Raw genomic sequence first — 15,154 nt, 5'->3', positions numbered from 1 at the left:
ATAAAAGAGAGGATTGATGAGTAACGTAAAGCAACTTCCTATTCAATTACAAAAACTTGGCTTAATGCGCTTTGAACAGTTATACCCGCAGCAAAGTAAACAAAGTGAAGTTGTAAGGTTATTAGCATTAAGCGACTTTGCTTGGCGCAGTTTAGAATCACAACCTGATTTAAATACTTGGCTATTATGCAAAGACGAAATACAAAATAGAGTAATAGATTCTCCTTTTAAAAACCTTAATTTAGCTGATATTGATGAAGTGCAGTGCCATAAAGTACTTCGCCAATATCGTGAAAAGTACTGGCTCAAAGTCGCCTTTTTAGATTTATGCTGTAACAATCCCATTGCCGATAGTATTAATTACATAAGCCAACTGGCTGACATGCTAATAAATAGTGCTAACCAATGGGCGCATGCACAGGTGGCAAAAGTAAATGGTGAGCCGCTTGATGAGCAAAACCAAGCAATGCCGTTAATGGTGTTGGGTATGGGAAAACTTGGCGGACAAGAGCTAAATTACTCCTCTGATATTGATCTCATTTTTGCATATCCGCGCAGTACAAAAACCCAAGGTGGCCGCAGAAGCCTTGAGGCTCAAGTATTTTATACCAAAGTTGCACAAAAGCTCATTGCATCACTTAACCAAGCCACCGGTGACGGGCAGGTATTTAGGGTTGATATGCGCCTACGCCCGTTTGGCGAAAGTGGCCCTTTGGTTATGAGCTTTAATGCCATTGAAGATTACTACCAAGAACAAGGTCGCGACTGGGAACGCTACGCGATGTTAAAAGGGCGCTTAATTGGCACGCCTAACAAATATTGGGATGAATTTATTAAGCTTTTAAAGCCGTTTGTTTATCGCCGGTATATTGATTTTTCGGTGATTGAATCTTTGCGTAAAATGAAGTTAATGATTGCACAAGAGGTTCGCCGTAAACGCTTAACTAATAATATAAAATTAGGAGCTGGTGGTATTCGTGAAGTTGAATTTATAGTGCAAGCCCTACAAATGGTACGAGGTGGGCGAGAGGCTAATTTACAAACTCAATCATTACTTAAAGCATTAAATGAGCTGGCACTTAGCCAAGTTATAGATGAGCAAGAAGCGAGCGAGCTTAAACGCAATTACCTTTATTTGCGAAAAGTTGAACAGTACTTACAAATATTTGACGATCAGCAAACGCAAACACTCCCCGATGATGAATTGAACCAGCAGCGCTTAAACTTATTATTAGAACAAGCTGATTTTTCTGCCACTTTAATCACTATTGAAAAGGTAATGAAGCAAGTTAACGGCGAGTTTGCACTCGTTATTGGCGAAGAAACCGCGCCACTAGATACCTGTGAAGGTGCATTTATTAGTGCTTGGGATCATGGTGATGTGAGCTTTCTAAAAGAGGCTAGAGATGAATGGCAAACACCCCTTAACGATTTTAAATTAAGGCTGTCTAAGGTCAACATAGGTAACCGAGGGCGTGAAACCCTTGATAAATTAATGCCTGTTTTATTGAGCCAGTTAAATGACTTTAATGCCAGCGCAGCTGCTTTTACAATGGTTTGCCAAATTTTTAATAAGATAATTTCACGTACTGCTTATTTAGAATTGCTGTACGAAAACCAAGGTGCATTAAAGCAACTTGTTTTACTGTGTTGTCATAGCAAATGGATAGGCGAGCATATTTCTCGCTACCCTATATTGCTGGATGAGCTAATAGACCCGGCTGTTCTTTATAAACCGACACCATTAACCGCTTATAAAGATGAAATAAGACAGTATTTTTTGCGAATAGAGCATGACGATTTAGAACTGCAAATGGAGTCGCTTAGGCAATTTAAGCAAACGCATCAATTACGAATTGCTGCTGCTGATGCAACCGGTGTTCTTGATGTAATGAAAGTAAGCGATCACTTAACCGTACTGGCCGAAGCGATTGTTGATCAAGCTGTTAATATTGCATGGCATAACACCGTTAAGCGTTTTGGTATGCCCCCTGGCACTGATGATGAAAACAAAGGTTTTGCTGTTATTGCATATGGTAAAACAGGCGGCTTAGAAGTAGGGTACGACTCAGATTTAGATTTGGTGTTTGTGCATAATCATGATGGCTCAAGCCAAACCAATGGTGAAAAACCGATAGATTCTCGCCAGTTTTATTTAAAACTTGCTCAGCGCTTAATGCATTTATTTAATACTCGTACTGCATCGGGTATTTTGTATGAGCTTGATACGCGATTACGCCCTGAAGGTGCATCAGGTTTACTTGCTATCAATCTAGAGAGTTTTAATCACTATCAGCAAACTCAAGCATGGACGTGGGAACATCAAGCACTTGTGCGGGCTCGGTTAATTTTGGGCCAAGACGATCTTATAGAGCGTTTTTCACAAATTCGTAAAAGTATTCTTTGCCAACAGCGCGATGATACCGTGTTAAAAGCCGATGTAATAAAAATGCGCGAAAAAATGCGCGATCATCTAGCGAAAGGAAATACTGAGCAATTTGACTTAAAACAAGATGTTGGTGGTATGGCTGATATTGAGTTTATTACGCAATATTTAGTACTTAAACACGCTAATGAATTTGAGCAGCTTACCGTTTATTCAGATAACGTAAGAATATTAACGGATGCAGCAAATATAGGCTGTATTACTAAAGAGCAAAAACAGCAGTTGATCAAAGCGTATATAGATTATCGCTCGTGTTATCACGTGCTGAGCTTGGATCAAAAAGGCAAATTGATCTCGCGAGAAACTTTTTTACAAGATATTACTAACGTAACGAATATTTGGAATAGTATTTTTGAATTGAATTGAATTGAATTGAATTGAATTGAATTGAATTGTAAAACCCAAGCGCTTGCTTGGGTTTTTTGTACGTGTAAACCCTTAAATCTTTAGCTTTAAACAGTTTGTTCGCACAAATTCTGATGGTAACTCTGTAATAACCGCTGCTCTTTGTTTGTGGCAAAAGTAAGTGTAAACCTCATGCTCAAAGTCGTCATTTATAGCACGACCAATTTGATAAAGTGCTGAAGTAAAGTTGCTGTCTACTCTAAAATGATCTTTAACTACGTAGTCTTTACTTAAATACCAGTAAAGCTCAATACCTTCATTTTTAGCATATTGATAGAGTACGTCTTTAAGTGTTGTGCCATTTTCAAAGCGCCTAGGCTCAACTTCTCCAGTCCAACTTGTAGGCATTGGATCTACTGTTCGCGCACGTTCAGCCAATACCCTATCCAAGGTTTGTTCTGGTGTTTTAAGTTTTAAAACAAATTGATCTCGTTCTTTATTACTTTTTACTTGGTTACGAATAGAGGAGTAAAAACGTGATAATCCTTCGGCAGCTGCATTTTTAGATTTTTTAATATCAAATAAAGAGCCATCACTCAACAAAAAGTATACGGCGAGTGCTATTAGTACAGCTGCAAATGATAAATGCCTAATCCAAAACCACATGATTATTACCCACCTTATTTGTTCCTATTATTGTTATACCATTACTTTTTATAAAAAGAAGGGGTATTTTTATCAGGTCGAGTTTTAAAACGACGGTGTAGCCACATATATTGTTCGGGTGCGGCATTAACAGATTGTTCCATGCGTTGATTTACACGTGTTACATCAGCCTTATTATCACCACTGGGGAAGTTTTCAAGCTCTGGCAGTATTTCTAAGTGATATTTACCATTTTCATCACGGCGAGTTATTAAACTCATTGTTTCGCAGTTTTTACTGCCTGCAAACATAAGAGTACCCGTTGTAGTTGCAGCGTCAGGTACTGCGTAAAATGGGACAAATTCACAGCGGTTACGACCGTAATCTTGATCGGGTAAGTAATAACATACCTTTTTATTTTTTAATGCTTTCAGTAAACCTTTTACATCTTTTCGACCGATTAAATATTCGTTAGAGCGAAGGCGCCCATTAGTCGTAAAGTATTCCATTAGTGGGTTGTTATGAGGGCGATAAAAGCCAACACCCTGACACTCTAAGCCCATAATACGGCTAGCCATTTCAAGATGCAGAATATGAGGGACAAGCAATAAAACACCTTTACCAGACGCTTGTACGCGTTCAAAGTGCTCAAGCCCTTTAAAAGACCCTAATGCTTTTTGTGCTCGCCACTGCGGCCACCACCAGGCCATACCAGTCTCAACCATTGCAATACCGGTGTTTTCCATATTTTTGAGCACAAGTTTTTTTTGATCTGCTTCGCTCATATCAGGAAAACACAGCTTAATATTTACTTCTGCAATATGGCGACGGCGCTTCATAAATTTATGAACTAAGCGACCAAGCTGTTTACCCATTGCCAATTGTAGTTTTTGCGGTAACCAAGAAATTAAATATAAAAATAGAACGCCAATCCACGTTAACCAGTATCGAGGGCCCAAAAAAGATGCTTTAAAAGGAGATGAGGTGACCACAAAAATATCTCTGAGAATAAAAACGATAGTTTAACGCTAAGCGCTGTAAAATACAAAAAGCCAGCATTTAGCTGGCTTCTAATGTTTTTAACTACATTAATTATGCGATTTAAGCGGCTTTTAAACCTTGGTTTATAGCAACTAAATCTTCACTTGTTAATGTACCCGCAGCTTGTTTTAGGCGAAGGGTAGATAACACATAACGGTAACGTACATCAGCAAGGTTACGCTTTGCATCGTACAAATTTTGCGTACTTACTAGTACGTCAACAATGGTACGAGTACCTACTTCAAAACCAGCTTCAGTTGCTTTAAGGGCACTTTGAGCTGAAACAACCGCTTGCTCTAGCGCTTTGTAAGTAGCAATGTCTGAAACAACTTGATTATAAGATGTAATCACTGTGCGAGTTACTGCGCGGTAATTTGTTTCATAATCTTGGCTCGCACCTACGTAAAACGCACGGGCCTGATTTGTTGCAGCAACTGTTGCACCACCTGAATATAAAGGTACGCTAAAGTTAAGCCCTACAGAGCTTGAGTCTGAACGTGGCTGATCATCAAAGTTAGCGCCGTTTATTTGATTGTCTGTAAGAGAATCGCCATAGCTAGCACTTAGTGTCAGCTTTGGGTAATGACCCGCTTTTGCTAATTCAATTTGATCTTTTGCAATATCAACCGTTACTTTAGACACTTGTAGGTTTATATTTTTATCTTCAGCTACTTTAACAAAGTCGCTTGAGCGCTTAGTTGGTCTAGTTGTTGAGAAAGTATCTGTATTTAAAAAGTCTAATTTTTCGTGATATTTACCTGTAATCTCACGAAGTTGCTCACGTGCTGTTTCTACAGCATTACCTGCAATAATTTCTTGAGCTACAGAGTTATCAAACTGAGCTTGCGCTTCGTGTACGTCTGTAATAGCTGTTAGGCCAACTGCATAACGTTGTTTTGTTTGCTCAAGTTGACGTTCAATTGCACGTTTTTCAGCTTCAACAAATTCAAGGTTATCGCTTGCACTTAATACGTTAAAATAACCTTCAGCAACGCGTACAATTAAGTTTTGTTTAGCTGCATCGTATAGGCCGCTTGCTTGAAGCGCTTGCTTGTCGGCAATATCTAACGTATTCCAGGCACCTAAATCAAATAATGTTTGGCTTAAGCTCACACCGCGAGAGAATTGGTCTGTATCACTTTCAACTTTTACTTGGTTAGATAAGTCGCCAACGCTTTGGTACGACGTTGCATCGCTTTTTGTATAACCCATAGTTAAACCAATTTGAGGTAATAGTGCACTCATCGCCAAATCGCTTTGGTAAGACTGCGCATCGGCTTGGGCTTTTGCTTTTAAAACAGTAGGATCGTTAGCTGTCGCTATTTCAAAAACTTGTAGTAAATCTTCAGCTTTCACTGCTGTTGCACCTAATGCGCATGATAAACTAACTAGCGCCGCAAGAATGTTCTTTTTCATGTGGGGTTCGGTCCTTAGACAATTTTTGTACTAAAAGCATGTTAACCTGTTTTACTGCATAACAAAAAAAATAATTAGTAAAACAGTATGTTCAAGTGTAACAGAATATATTAACGCATTTTAAAGCTTTAGATAAGTAGGAGGTATGTACGTGGTTGATAAAAAGCTCGTTCAATTTACACATAAAGATGTGAATTTAAAGCCAACAAAAAACCTTTATAAAGGTTTTTTTCAGGTTGATTTATACCAGTTCGAACATGCTCTTTTTGAGGGTGGAAAATCTAAAGTAATTAGCCGAGAAATATTAGAACGTGGCGATGCAATTGCAGTACTCCCTTACGATCCAATATCAGATACTGTTCTTTTAATTGAGCAAATACGTATTGGCGCTATTAAAAGCAAGCATTCGCCTTGGCTGCTAGAGTGTATAGCCGGAATGACAGACGGCAGCACTGATTACGAATCAGTTGTAAAAAAAGAAGCGTATGAAGAAGCTGGGCTTGAATTAACTGAACTTGAATTTATGCTTTCATACCTATCAAGCCCTGGTGGCACAACTGAGCGCTTACATTTATATTTAGCGCGTACTGACTTAAGCCAAGTGAAATCAGGTGTATATGGTCTTGAAACTGAAGGGGAGGATATAAAAACTCACATTCTATCAGTTGATGATGCGCTAATGCGCCTCAATAACGGTGAAATGGATAATGCGGCAACGGTTATTTGTATGCAGTGGCTTGCGCTTAATCGTGAAAAAATGGCAAGTAAATGGGCATAAACTCTTACTAATATTATGGTGGTACTTTGACAGCACAATTAGCAACAAAGCGATATATTCAGAGCCTCCCAAAGTATTTAACACTTTGTGAGCATAACTATGTGCGACTATTAAAGTTGTTACCGAGCGAGCGCAATATAGGAAGCATTCGTGAAGTTAAACTTGGCAACAGTGAGTTTGCTACAAAAATTGATGGCAGCGCAAAATACACCATGGATATTTCAATTAAGCAGCTAACAGGAATGGTTAAAGGGATTACGCCACTGTATTTAACGGTACGCATGTATCACGATGCCAAAGTGGCTGAGATTGTTCATCACGATTACCATCAACGCATAAAACCATCTTATGGATACCCTAACCCTAAAATGCATCAAAAAGATGAAAAGTATCAACTTAATGCTTTTTTATACGATTGGTTAGTGGCCTGTGTAGAGCACGGACAAGCGACGTTAAATTGGGATGTAAATAATGGCTTGGTTTGATGATACATATACATTTGATAAATCATCTTTGTGCATTGCGCATATTACTGACAGCCATTTATTTGCAGACAAAAGCGGTGAGTACTTTACTGTAAATACCGCAGATCATTTTGAACAAGCCTTGGCACACATAGCAAAACAATCAATAGACTGCATTATTTTTGGTGGCGATTTAACACAAGATCATAGTTTTGAATCGTACTTATTATTTAGTGAACTTATAAATGCCAGTGACATTACTTGTCCTGTATTTTGGGTGCCAGGTAATCATGATGAACTAGCAATGCTTAATCGCATAAGTGGTGGGCAAATAAATTCGGCTAAACATATTATTGCTAATGGGATTGAGCTACTTCTTATTAATTCTAAAGGGCCCACGCCCGCAGGATGGGTTACTGGCACGCATTTAGATGAAGTAACGGACGCTTTAGTCAACTCGAATAATAGTAAAGTTATATTTTGTCATCATAATCCGCTGCCAATAAACGGCTACCTTGATAAACACTTATTAGAAAATGGCCCACAGCTTTTAAATATCTTAGTTAATAGTAATAATGTATCTGCGCTTTTTCATGGGCATGTGCACAATGATTACGAACAAAGTTTTAGAGGGCTGCCCATATATGCGACCCCGGCCAGCTCAATACAGTTTGTAAAGCACACTTCACAGTGGGAGCAGAAAAATGCGGGGCCAGCTTACAGAACGCTAAATATAAAGAGTAAAAAAGATAAAGTAGAAGTAAAAACGGAAGTAGTATGGCTAAACGCGTAATTTATATTCATGGCTTTAATAGTTCACAAAAATCATATAAAGCTGTGCGCTTTGGTGAGCTTATGGCAAACTATGACGTTGATTATTGTGTACCGAACTTAAACCACGAGCCCCTACAAGCTATAATTGAGCTTGAACAATTACTAACGCCAAATACCGTTTTATTAGGTAGCTCGTTAGGTGGTTTTTTTGCCACGTATTTATCGCAGCGTTATCAAATTCCTGCAGTGGTTATTAATCCCGCGGTCGCACCCTATAATTTATTACAGTCGTTACTTGGACCTAATTATAATCCGTATCAAGATTATCATTACGATTTAAATAACAGTCATATTGAGGCACTTAAATTACTCGCTGTAGATAAATTAGCATACCCTGAGTTACTGTACTTATTACAGCAAACAGGCGATGAAGTGTTGAACTTTCAACACGCAGTAAAATATTATTCGCAATGCAAGCAATTGATAGAATTTGGTGGCGATCATAGCTACGTTGAATTTGAACGCACTTTTGCAAGTATTGTAGATTTTCTTAAAATCACGTAAAACTAGTTAGCCTGAACTGAGGTTAGTTACTATATTAACGCTTTAGCGCATATAACAATAAAACTAGTAAAACGTATTAGAGCCTTAGCGGATATAAAGACAAAAACTATGAGTGATCAAAATTATAACGCCGAAGCCATTGAAGTACTTAATGGATTAGATCCGGTAAAACGACGCCCAGGGATGTACACAGATACAACACGTCCCAATCATTTAGGCCAAGAGGTTATCGATAACAGTGTCGATGAAGCTATGGCTGGTCATGCTACTCGTATCGACGTAATACTCCACGAAGATAACTCGCTTGAAGTAAGTGATGACGGGCGTGGTATGCCTATTGATATTCACCCAGAAGAAGGTATCCCTGGGGTTGAATTGATCTTCACTAAATTACACGCCGGTGGTAAGTTTTCTAATAAAAACTACCAATTTTCGGGTGGTTTACACGGTGTAGGTATTTCGGTAGTAAATGCGTTATCTACGCGTGTAGAAGTAACAGTAAGACGCGACGCTCAACAATACAGAATGGCATTTGAAAGCGGCGATAAAGTAGAAGACTTAAACGTAATTGGTACAGTGGGTAAGCGTAACACCGGCACTACGGTTCGTTTTTGGGCTGATGTTAGCTACTTTGATTCACCAAACTACTCAATTACCAAGCTTAATCATTTATTAAAAGCCAAAGCAGTTTTGTGCCCAGGACTGCGAATTAAGTTTGTTAATAAGCAAACAAAAGAAACCCAAGAATGGTTTTATGAAACAGGCTTAAAAGACTATTTAGTTGAAGCAATTAAAGGTTTTGAAACATTACCGCAAGACCCGTTTGTTGGCGAATTTAAAAGTTCAATTGAAGGCGCTGACTGGGCTGTTGTATGGCTACCAGAAGGTGGTGAATCAATAGCTGAAAGCTACGTAAACCTTATTCCTACCGCGCAAGGTGGTACGCATGTAAATGGTTTACGCCAAGGTTTGCTTGAAGCAATGCGTGAATTTTGTGAGTTTAGAAACTTACTCCCACGTGGTGTGAAACTGACTCCTGATGATATTTGGGATCGTTGTAGTTACGTGTTGTCGGTTAAAATGCAAGACCCTCAATTTGCCGGTCAAACAAAAGAAAAACTATCATCACGCTCGTGTTCTGCGTTTGTATCGGGGGTTGTAAAAGACTCGTTTAGTTTATGGTTAAATGAACATACAGATACCGCAGAGTTATTAGCTGAGTTATGTATTTCAAATGCGCAAACTCGCTTGCGTGCAGCTAAAAAAGTAGTGCGTAAGCGTGTTACTGCAGGTCCTGCCTTACCGGGTAAACTTACCGATTGTAGCGCGGCCGATAACGACCGTACCGAATTGTTTTTAGTGGAAGGTGATTCTGCTGGTGGCTCTGCTAAACAAGCAAGAGACCGTGAATTTCAGGCTATCATGCCGCTACGTGGTAAAATTTTGAATACCTGGGAAGTTGAGTCAGGCCAAATACTAGCATCACAAGAAGTACACGATATTTCAGTGGCGCTGGGTATTGATCCAGAATCAACCGATATGTCGGCATTACGCTACAATAAAATTTGTATATTGGCCGATGCTGACTCGGATGGACTACACATCGCAACACTATTATGTGCATTGTTTGTTCGCCATTTCCCAGAGTTAGTAAAAACAGGGCATGTGTATGTAGCAATGCCGCCATTATTTAGAATCGATATTGGTAAAGAAGTTTATTACGCACTTGATGAGCAAGAAAAAACCGCTATTTTGGCGCGCATAGAAGCCGAGAAAAAACGCGGAAAAGTAAACGTACAACGATTCAAAGGTCTGGGTGAAATGAACCCATTACAACTGCGTGAAACCACGATGGATCCAAATACACGACGTTTAGTGCAGCTTACGCTTGATGAAGAAGTAGAAACCATGGAAATGATGGATATGCTGCTTGCTAAGAAACGATCGCCTGATCGTCGTCAATGGTTAGAAGATCATGGTAACAAGGCACTCGTTTAATTACCTGTGCTTAACACTAGGAGAGGCGAATGAAAAAACTACTAGGAAGTTTGCTGTTACTTGGGCTGACTACCGCTCCTGTAATGGCGAAAAATATACTCGATAAGCTCACCGTAGCACCGGGATTTGAAATAAGCTTATTTGCAAATGATGTAGAAAATGCACGTCAAATAGCTGTTTCAAAAAAAGGTATTGTGTATGTTGGCTCTCGTAAAGCGGGCAACGTATATGCGCTTATTGATCATAATAGTGATGGCGTAGCAGATAAAAAAATTGTTGTGGCTAAAGGCCTAAATATGCCCTCTGGCATAGCAATTAAAGATGGCGATTTATACGTAGGCGAAGTACATCGTATTATTCGCTTTAAAAATATTGATACCCAATTAAAAGATCCAAAATTTGATGTGGTTTATAACGCATTACCGAGCGAGCGTCATCATGGTTGGAAATTTTTACGTTTTGCACCAACGGGCGAGCTAATCATTCCGGTGGGTGTACCGTGTAATATTTGTGCTGAGGATGAACGTTTTGGCCGTATTTTTGCGCTTAATGTAGAAACAAAACAAATAAAAACAATAGCCAAGGGCGTTAGAAACACCGTCGGTTTTGATTTTCATCCAGCTACTCAAGCTTTATGGTTTAGTGATAACGGTCGCGACATGATGGGCGATGATATTCCGCCTGATGAGTTAAACCGTGCAACGCAAGAAGGTGAGCATTTTGGTTTTCCGTATGTTCATGCCGGCGCAATTATTGACCCTGAGTTTGGGGAAGGTAAAAATATTGCCGATTACACGTCGCCAGCTCTTGCACTTGCTGCGCATGTAGCGCCACTGGGTATTCATTTTTATAACGGTAAGCAATTTCCAGCAAGCTATAAGCAACAATTATTTGTTGCTGAACATGGCTCATGGAACCGTTCTAAAAAGTCAGGTTATAAAGTAGGGCTAGCAACAATTGAAGTAGGTCGCGTAACTAAATATACGCCATTTATTACTGGCTTTATGAAAGACGAAACAACATTTGGACGCCCTGTTGCATTTGCAGAATTAGGTGACGGCAGTCTGTTAGTAAGCGATGATTACGCCAATGTAATCTACCGTGTAAGCTATAAGAAAAACTAGGTAAGCTTTAATGAGTGATACAGATACCTTGCTAATGCAAGGAATTGAGCAACAAACAATGGGGCGTTTTACCGAAGACGCCTATTTAAATTATTCCATGTACGTGATCATGGACCGCGCCTTACCGCATGTAGGTGATGGTTTAAAACCAGTACAGCGTCGTATTATTTATGCGATGAGCGAGCTGGGTTTGTCGGCTAACGCTAAGTACAAAAAATCAGCCCGTACAGTGGGTGACGTGCTTGGTAAGTACCATCCACACGGCGACAGTGCATGTTACGAAGCGATGGTATTAATGGCGCAGCCGTTTTCTTACCGCTACCCTTTGGTGGATGGACAAGGAAACTGGGGCGCGGCAGATGACCCTAAATCGTTTGCAGCAATGCGTTATACCGAAGCGCGTTTATCTAAGTTTTCAGAAGTACTATTAAAAGAGCTTGGCCAAGGCACCGTAGATTGGACACCAAACTTTGATGGCACGATGGACGAACCTGTTGTACTGCCTTCTCGTTTACCGCATATTTTACTAAACGGTATAACGGGTATTGCCGTAGGTATGGCAACCGATATTCCGCCACATAACGTACGTGAAGTGGCTAGTGCATGTTGTTTATTACTTGATAAACCAAAAACAGAGCTTGAAGAATTACTTGAGCTTGTACATGCACCAGATTACCCAACAGATGCTGAAATAATTACCCCAAAAGCCGATATTCATAAAATATATAAAACCGGTCGTGGGTCTATCAAAATGCGTGCGGTTTATACCGAAGAGCATGGCGATATTGTTATTACAGCGCTGCCGCATCAATGTTCTGGTGGTAAAGTACTTGAGCAAATTGCAGCGCAAATGAACGCTAAAAAATTACCAATGATTGCCGATTTACGTGACGAGTCAGATCACGAAAATCCAACACGCATTGTAATTATTCCGCGCTCAAACCGCATTAAAGCTGAGCCATTAATGGCGCACTTATTTGCAACCACCGATCTTGAAAAAAATTACCGAGTAAACTTAAACATGCTAGGCCTAGATGGCCGCCCGCAAGTTAAAGACTTACGCTGTATTTTAAGTGAGTGGCTAATATTTAGACGCGAAACAGTGCGTCGTCGTTTGCAGTATCGTTTAGATAAAGTATTAGCACGTCTACATATTTTAGAGGGTTTGTTAGCCGCCTTTTTAAATATTGATGAAGTGATTGAAATCATTCGCAGCGAAGATAAACCAAAGCCTGTATTAATGGAGCGCTTTGATTTAACTGATACGCAGGCAGAAGCAATTCTAGAATTAAAACTTCGTCATTTAGCAAAACTTGAAGAGTTTAAAATTCGTGGTGAGCAAGACGAACTGGCTAAAGAGCGTGATAAATTAGCGCAAATTTTGGGCTCAGAACGTCGTATGTCGACACTGCTTAAAAAAGAAATTCAAGAAGCCGCTGAAATGTACGGTGACGATCGTCGCTCACCAGTGATTGAGCGCTCAGAAGCGAAAGCACTTAACGAAAAAGATTTAATTCCGTCAGAGTCAGTTACTGTTGTGCTATCAGACAAAGGTTGGGCACGCGTTGGTAAAGGTCATGACTTAGATGTACAAGGCTTAAATTATCGCTCAGGTGACGGCTTTAGAGCCTCTGCTCGTGGTAAGAGTAATCAACCTGCGGTATTTTTAGATTCAGCAGGGCGGGCGTTTGCAACTGATGCGCACAGTCTACCTTCGGCGCGTAGCCAAGGCGAGCCAATGACAGGTCGTTTTAACTTAACACCAGGCGCTAATTTTGAGCACGTGGTAATGAGTGAAGACGAGCAAGTATTGCTTATGGCGTCAGATGCCGGTTACGGCTTTATTACCGACTTTAAAGACTTAGTTAGTAAAAATAAAAACGGTAAAGCGCTCGTAAGTGTCCCTAAAGGTGGAATATTACTTTCTCCTATTAGAGTGAACGATGTTGCTAGCGATTACTGTATGGCTATTTCTAACGAAGGTCGAATGCTTTTATTCCCGCTGCGAGACTTACCAAAATTAGGTAAGGGTAAAGGTAATAAAATCATCTCTATACCAGGTGCTAAAGTACAAGCCCGTGAAGAGTTTGTAAAAGTGCTTGCTGTTGTACCACTAGGTAGCAGTGTTACGCTTCATGCTGGTAAGCGTAAACTAACACTTAAACCAAGTGATTTAGAGCATTATCATGGTGAGCGAGGACGTAGGGGTAATAAACTACCGCGTGGCTTACAGCGTGTTGACGAAGCCGTTGTTGAGCTAACACCTCAAGATGATGAACCAATAGACGTTATTAGCGAAGAGTAGCCAATTACTTTTTTGTATAAATAAAAACGGTCTGCATTTGCAGGCCGTTTTTGTTTTAAAATAAAGAGCTTAAATATTTCAGCGTACACTTGTGCGCTATTGACTCGTTTGTGTCACAAAATAACGCTATAATAATTATAATTCATTTTTGGAGAAGCCCATTTGCTAGCTGTTATACGCGTTTTTATTATGCTGCTGTTTATATTATTCAGTTGTATTTTTGGTTTATTACTTTCGATTGTAAGACCATTTCACCCTAATAATGTACATATTATAGCGGGTTGGTTTGGCTCAATGGCTAAAATGGTTGGCGTTAAGCTAGTTCTAACACGTCATAAAGATGCCGTTGATCCAGGTCCTGCAGTTTATGTTGCTAATCATCAAAATAGCTACGACTTATTTACAGTGCCAGCAATGGTGCCAAAAAACTGCGTAAGTTTGGGTAAAAAGAGCTTAAAGTGGATCCCATTTTTTGGTCAGCTTTATTGGTTGTCGGGTAATATATTAATAGACAGATCGAATCGCTCTAAAGCGGCAGGAACTATCTCAAAAGCAGCCGAAAAAATTAAAAATAATGGCTTATCTGTATGGATGTTTCCAGAAGGCACACGAAGCTATGGAAGAGGGTTGCTACCATTTAAAACAGGCGCATTTCACACCGCAATGAGCGCAGATGTACCCATAATTCCGGTATGTATGAATACAACACATAAAACCATTAAGCTAAATCGTTGGGATAATGGTACAATTCACATCGAAATGTTAGCGCCTATACCGCTTGATAAAGAAATTAGCGCGCGTGAGCATGCTAAAAGCGTGCATAGCATTATGGCTGCTAAAATAACTGAATTAGATGCTCAAGTGAGAGAAAAATAATGGAAAACTGGCGTGAAATAAGTGAAGACATCGTAAGTTCACTACTTGAAGATGGGTCAGACCCTGAAATACTTTATGAAGTAGAGCACCACTTTGTGTGTGAAGACTTTCCTAAGTTAGAGCAAGCTGCACTTGCTGCTTTTAAATTGGGTTACGATGTTGAAGAACCAGCAGAGCTTGAGCTTGAAGACGGTAACAAAATTTGGAGCTTTGACATTGTAGTTGAAGCTGAGCTAGACGTAGACGTTATTATGGAAGACGTTGATAAGCTAGCGCAACTAGCCGTTGAGTGCGAAGTTGAGTACGATGGTTGGGGTACTTACTTTCAAGAGTAATTAGCTGACTGTTATAAAAAAGGCGATCATTGCAAAGTGTTCG

Annotated in this window: 13 protein-coding genes; 10 read left to right on the top strand and 3 right to left on the bottom strand. The window is 39.8% G+C overall.

The features are described from left to right. The first annotated feature begins 16 nt into the window (after positions 1-16). Entirely contained in the window at positions 17-2,812 is a 2,796-nt protein-coding gene (gene glnE / locus AAEY68_RS01560; protein WP_350585398.1) for a bifunctional [glutamate--ammonia ligase]-adenylyl-L-tyrosine phosphorylase/[glutamate--ammonia-ligase] adenylyltransferase, read from the top strand. A 72-nt stretch (positions 2,813-2,884) separates the two neighbouring features. Here glnE and AAEY68_RS01555 read toward each other — a convergent pair whose 3' ends face one another. The 3 genes from AAEY68_RS01555 to tolC form a co-directional block, all read right to left on the bottom strand. Then, complete coding sequence (locus tag AAEY68_RS01555; protein ID WP_350585397.1) at positions 2,885-3,457, bottom strand: toxin co-regulated pilus biosynthesis Q family protein; 573 nt, start codon at positions 3,455-3,457, stop codon at positions 2,885-2,887. Positions 3,458-3,498: 41 nt separating this feature from the next. Then, complete coding sequence (gene lpxL / locus AAEY68_RS01550) at positions 3,499-4,428, bottom strand: LpxL/LpxP family Kdo(2)-lipid IV(A) lauroyl/palmitoleoyl acyltransferase (protein ID WP_197118072.1); 930 nt, start codon at positions 4,426-4,428, stop codon at positions 3,499-3,501. Positions 4,429-4,537: 109 nt separating this feature from the next. Beyond that, positions 4,538-5,893, bottom strand: a complete 1,356-nt coding sequence (gene tolC / locus AAEY68_RS01545) for an outer membrane channel protein TolC (RefSeq protein ID WP_350585396.1) — start codon at positions 5,891-5,893, stop codon at positions 4,538-4,540. Between the two features lie 151 nt (positions 5,894-6,044). Between tolC and AAEY68_RS01540 the strand changes: the two genes are divergently transcribed. The 9 genes from AAEY68_RS01540 to rraB all read left to right on the top strand — a co-directional run bounded on the left by AAEY68_RS01540 (position 6,045) and on the right by rraB (position 15,111). Further along, positions 6,045-6,671 (top strand): NUDIX hydrolase, encoded by a 627-nt coding sequence (locus AAEY68_RS01540; protein ID WP_007585383.1) that lies wholly within the window; start codon positions 6,045-6,047, stop codon positions 6,669-6,671. 26 nt (positions 6,672-6,697) lie between these two features. Next, positions 6,698-7,156 (top strand): DUF1249 domain-containing protein, encoded by a 459-nt coding sequence (locus AAEY68_RS01535; RefSeq protein ID WP_007585381.1) that lies wholly within the window; start codon positions 6,698-6,700, stop codon positions 7,154-7,156. Further along, a complete protein-coding gene (locus AAEY68_RS01530; protein ID WP_007585379.1) occupies positions 7,143-7,928 on the top strand; it encodes a metallophosphoesterase in 786 nt (261 codons plus the stop codon). The genes AAEY68_RS01535 and AAEY68_RS01530 overlap by 14 nt, the downstream gene beginning before the upstream one ends. After that, entirely contained in the window at positions 7,913-8,473 is a 561-nt protein-coding gene (locus AAEY68_RS01525) for a YqiA/YcfP family alpha/beta fold hydrolase (protein ID WP_007585377.1), read from the top strand. Before AAEY68_RS01530 ends, AAEY68_RS01525 begins: the two co-directional genes overlap by 16 nt. Before the next feature lie 108 nt (positions 8,474-8,581). Beyond that, positions 8,582-10,471: a DNA topoisomerase IV subunit B gene (gene parE, locus AAEY68_RS01520; protein ID WP_024590690.1), complete on the top strand. Its 1,890-nt coding sequence runs from the start codon at positions 8,582-8,584 to the stop codon at positions 10,469-10,471. 29 nt (positions 10,472-10,500) lie between these two features. Then, a complete protein-coding gene (locus AAEY68_RS01515; RefSeq protein ID WP_007585374.1) occupies positions 10,501-11,595 on the top strand; it encodes a PQQ-dependent sugar dehydrogenase in 1,095 nt (364 codons plus the stop codon). A gap of 10 nt (positions 11,596-11,605) precedes the next feature. Then, on the top strand, positions 11,606-13,900 hold the full coding sequence (gene parC, locus AAEY68_RS01510; protein ID WP_010553285.1) for a DNA topoisomerase IV subunit A: 2,295 nt from the start codon (positions 11,606-11,608) through the stop codon (positions 13,898-13,900). Between the two features lie 162 nt (positions 13,901-14,062). Further along, positions 14,063-14,776 carry a 1-acylglycerol-3-phosphate O-acyltransferase gene (locus AAEY68_RS01505; RefSeq protein ID WP_024590693.1) on the top strand — a complete coding sequence of 238 codons (714 nt, stop codon included), beginning with the start codon at positions 14,063-14,065 and terminating at the stop codon, positions 14,774-14,776. Further along, positions 14,776-15,111 carry a ribonuclease E inhibitor RraB gene (gene rraB, locus AAEY68_RS01500; protein WP_007585369.1) on the top strand — a complete coding sequence of 112 codons (336 nt, stop codon included), beginning with the start codon at positions 14,776-14,778 and terminating at the stop codon, positions 15,109-15,111. Before AAEY68_RS01505 ends, rraB begins: the two co-directional genes overlap by 1 nt. Positions 15,112-15,154: the final 43 nt, after the last annotated feature.

Source organism: Pseudoalteromonas sp. RB2-MNA-CIBAN-0110 (genome assembly GCF_040309305.1).
Lineage (GTDB): Bacteria > Pseudomonadota > Gammaproteobacteria > Enterobacterales > Alteromonadaceae > Pseudoalteromonas > Pseudoalteromonas arctica.
This window is presented reverse-complemented; position numbering and strand designations above follow the sequence as displayed.

Bases quoted from the DNA above. Each gene is read 5' to 3' on its own strand.
- AAEY68_RS01525 (WP_007585377.1), top strand. From the start codon at position 7,913: ATGGCTAAACGCGTAATTTATATTCATGGCTTTAATAGTTCACAAAAA.
- tolC (WP_350585396.1), bottom strand. From the start codon at position 5,893: ATGAAAAAGAACATTCTTGCGGCGCTAGTTAGTTTATCATGCGCATTA.
- parE (WP_024590690.1), top strand. From the start codon at position 8,582: ATGAGTGATCAAAATTATAACGCCGAAGCCATTGAAGTACTTAATGGA.
- glnE (WP_350585398.1), top strand. From the start codon at position 17: ATGAGTAACGTAAAGCAACTTCCTATTCAATTACAAAAACTTGGCTTA.
- parC (WP_010553285.1), top strand. From the start codon at position 11,606: ATGAGTGATACAGATACCTTGCTAATGCAAGGAATTGAGCAACAAACA.
- AAEY68_RS01515 (WP_007585374.1), top strand. From the start codon at position 10,501: ATGAAAAAACTACTAGGAAGTTTGCTGTTACTTGGGCTGACTACCGCT.
- AAEY68_RS01530 (WP_007585379.1), top strand. From the start codon at position 7,143: ATGGCTTGGTTTGATGATACATATACATTTGATAAATCATCTTTGTGC.
- AAEY68_RS01555 (WP_350585397.1), bottom strand. From the start codon at position 3,457: ATGTGGTTTTGGATTAGGCATTTATCATTTGCAGCTGTACTAATAGCA.
- rraB (WP_007585369.1), top strand. From the start codon at position 14,776: ATGGAAAACTGGCGTGAAATAAGTGAAGACATCGTAAGTTCACTACTT.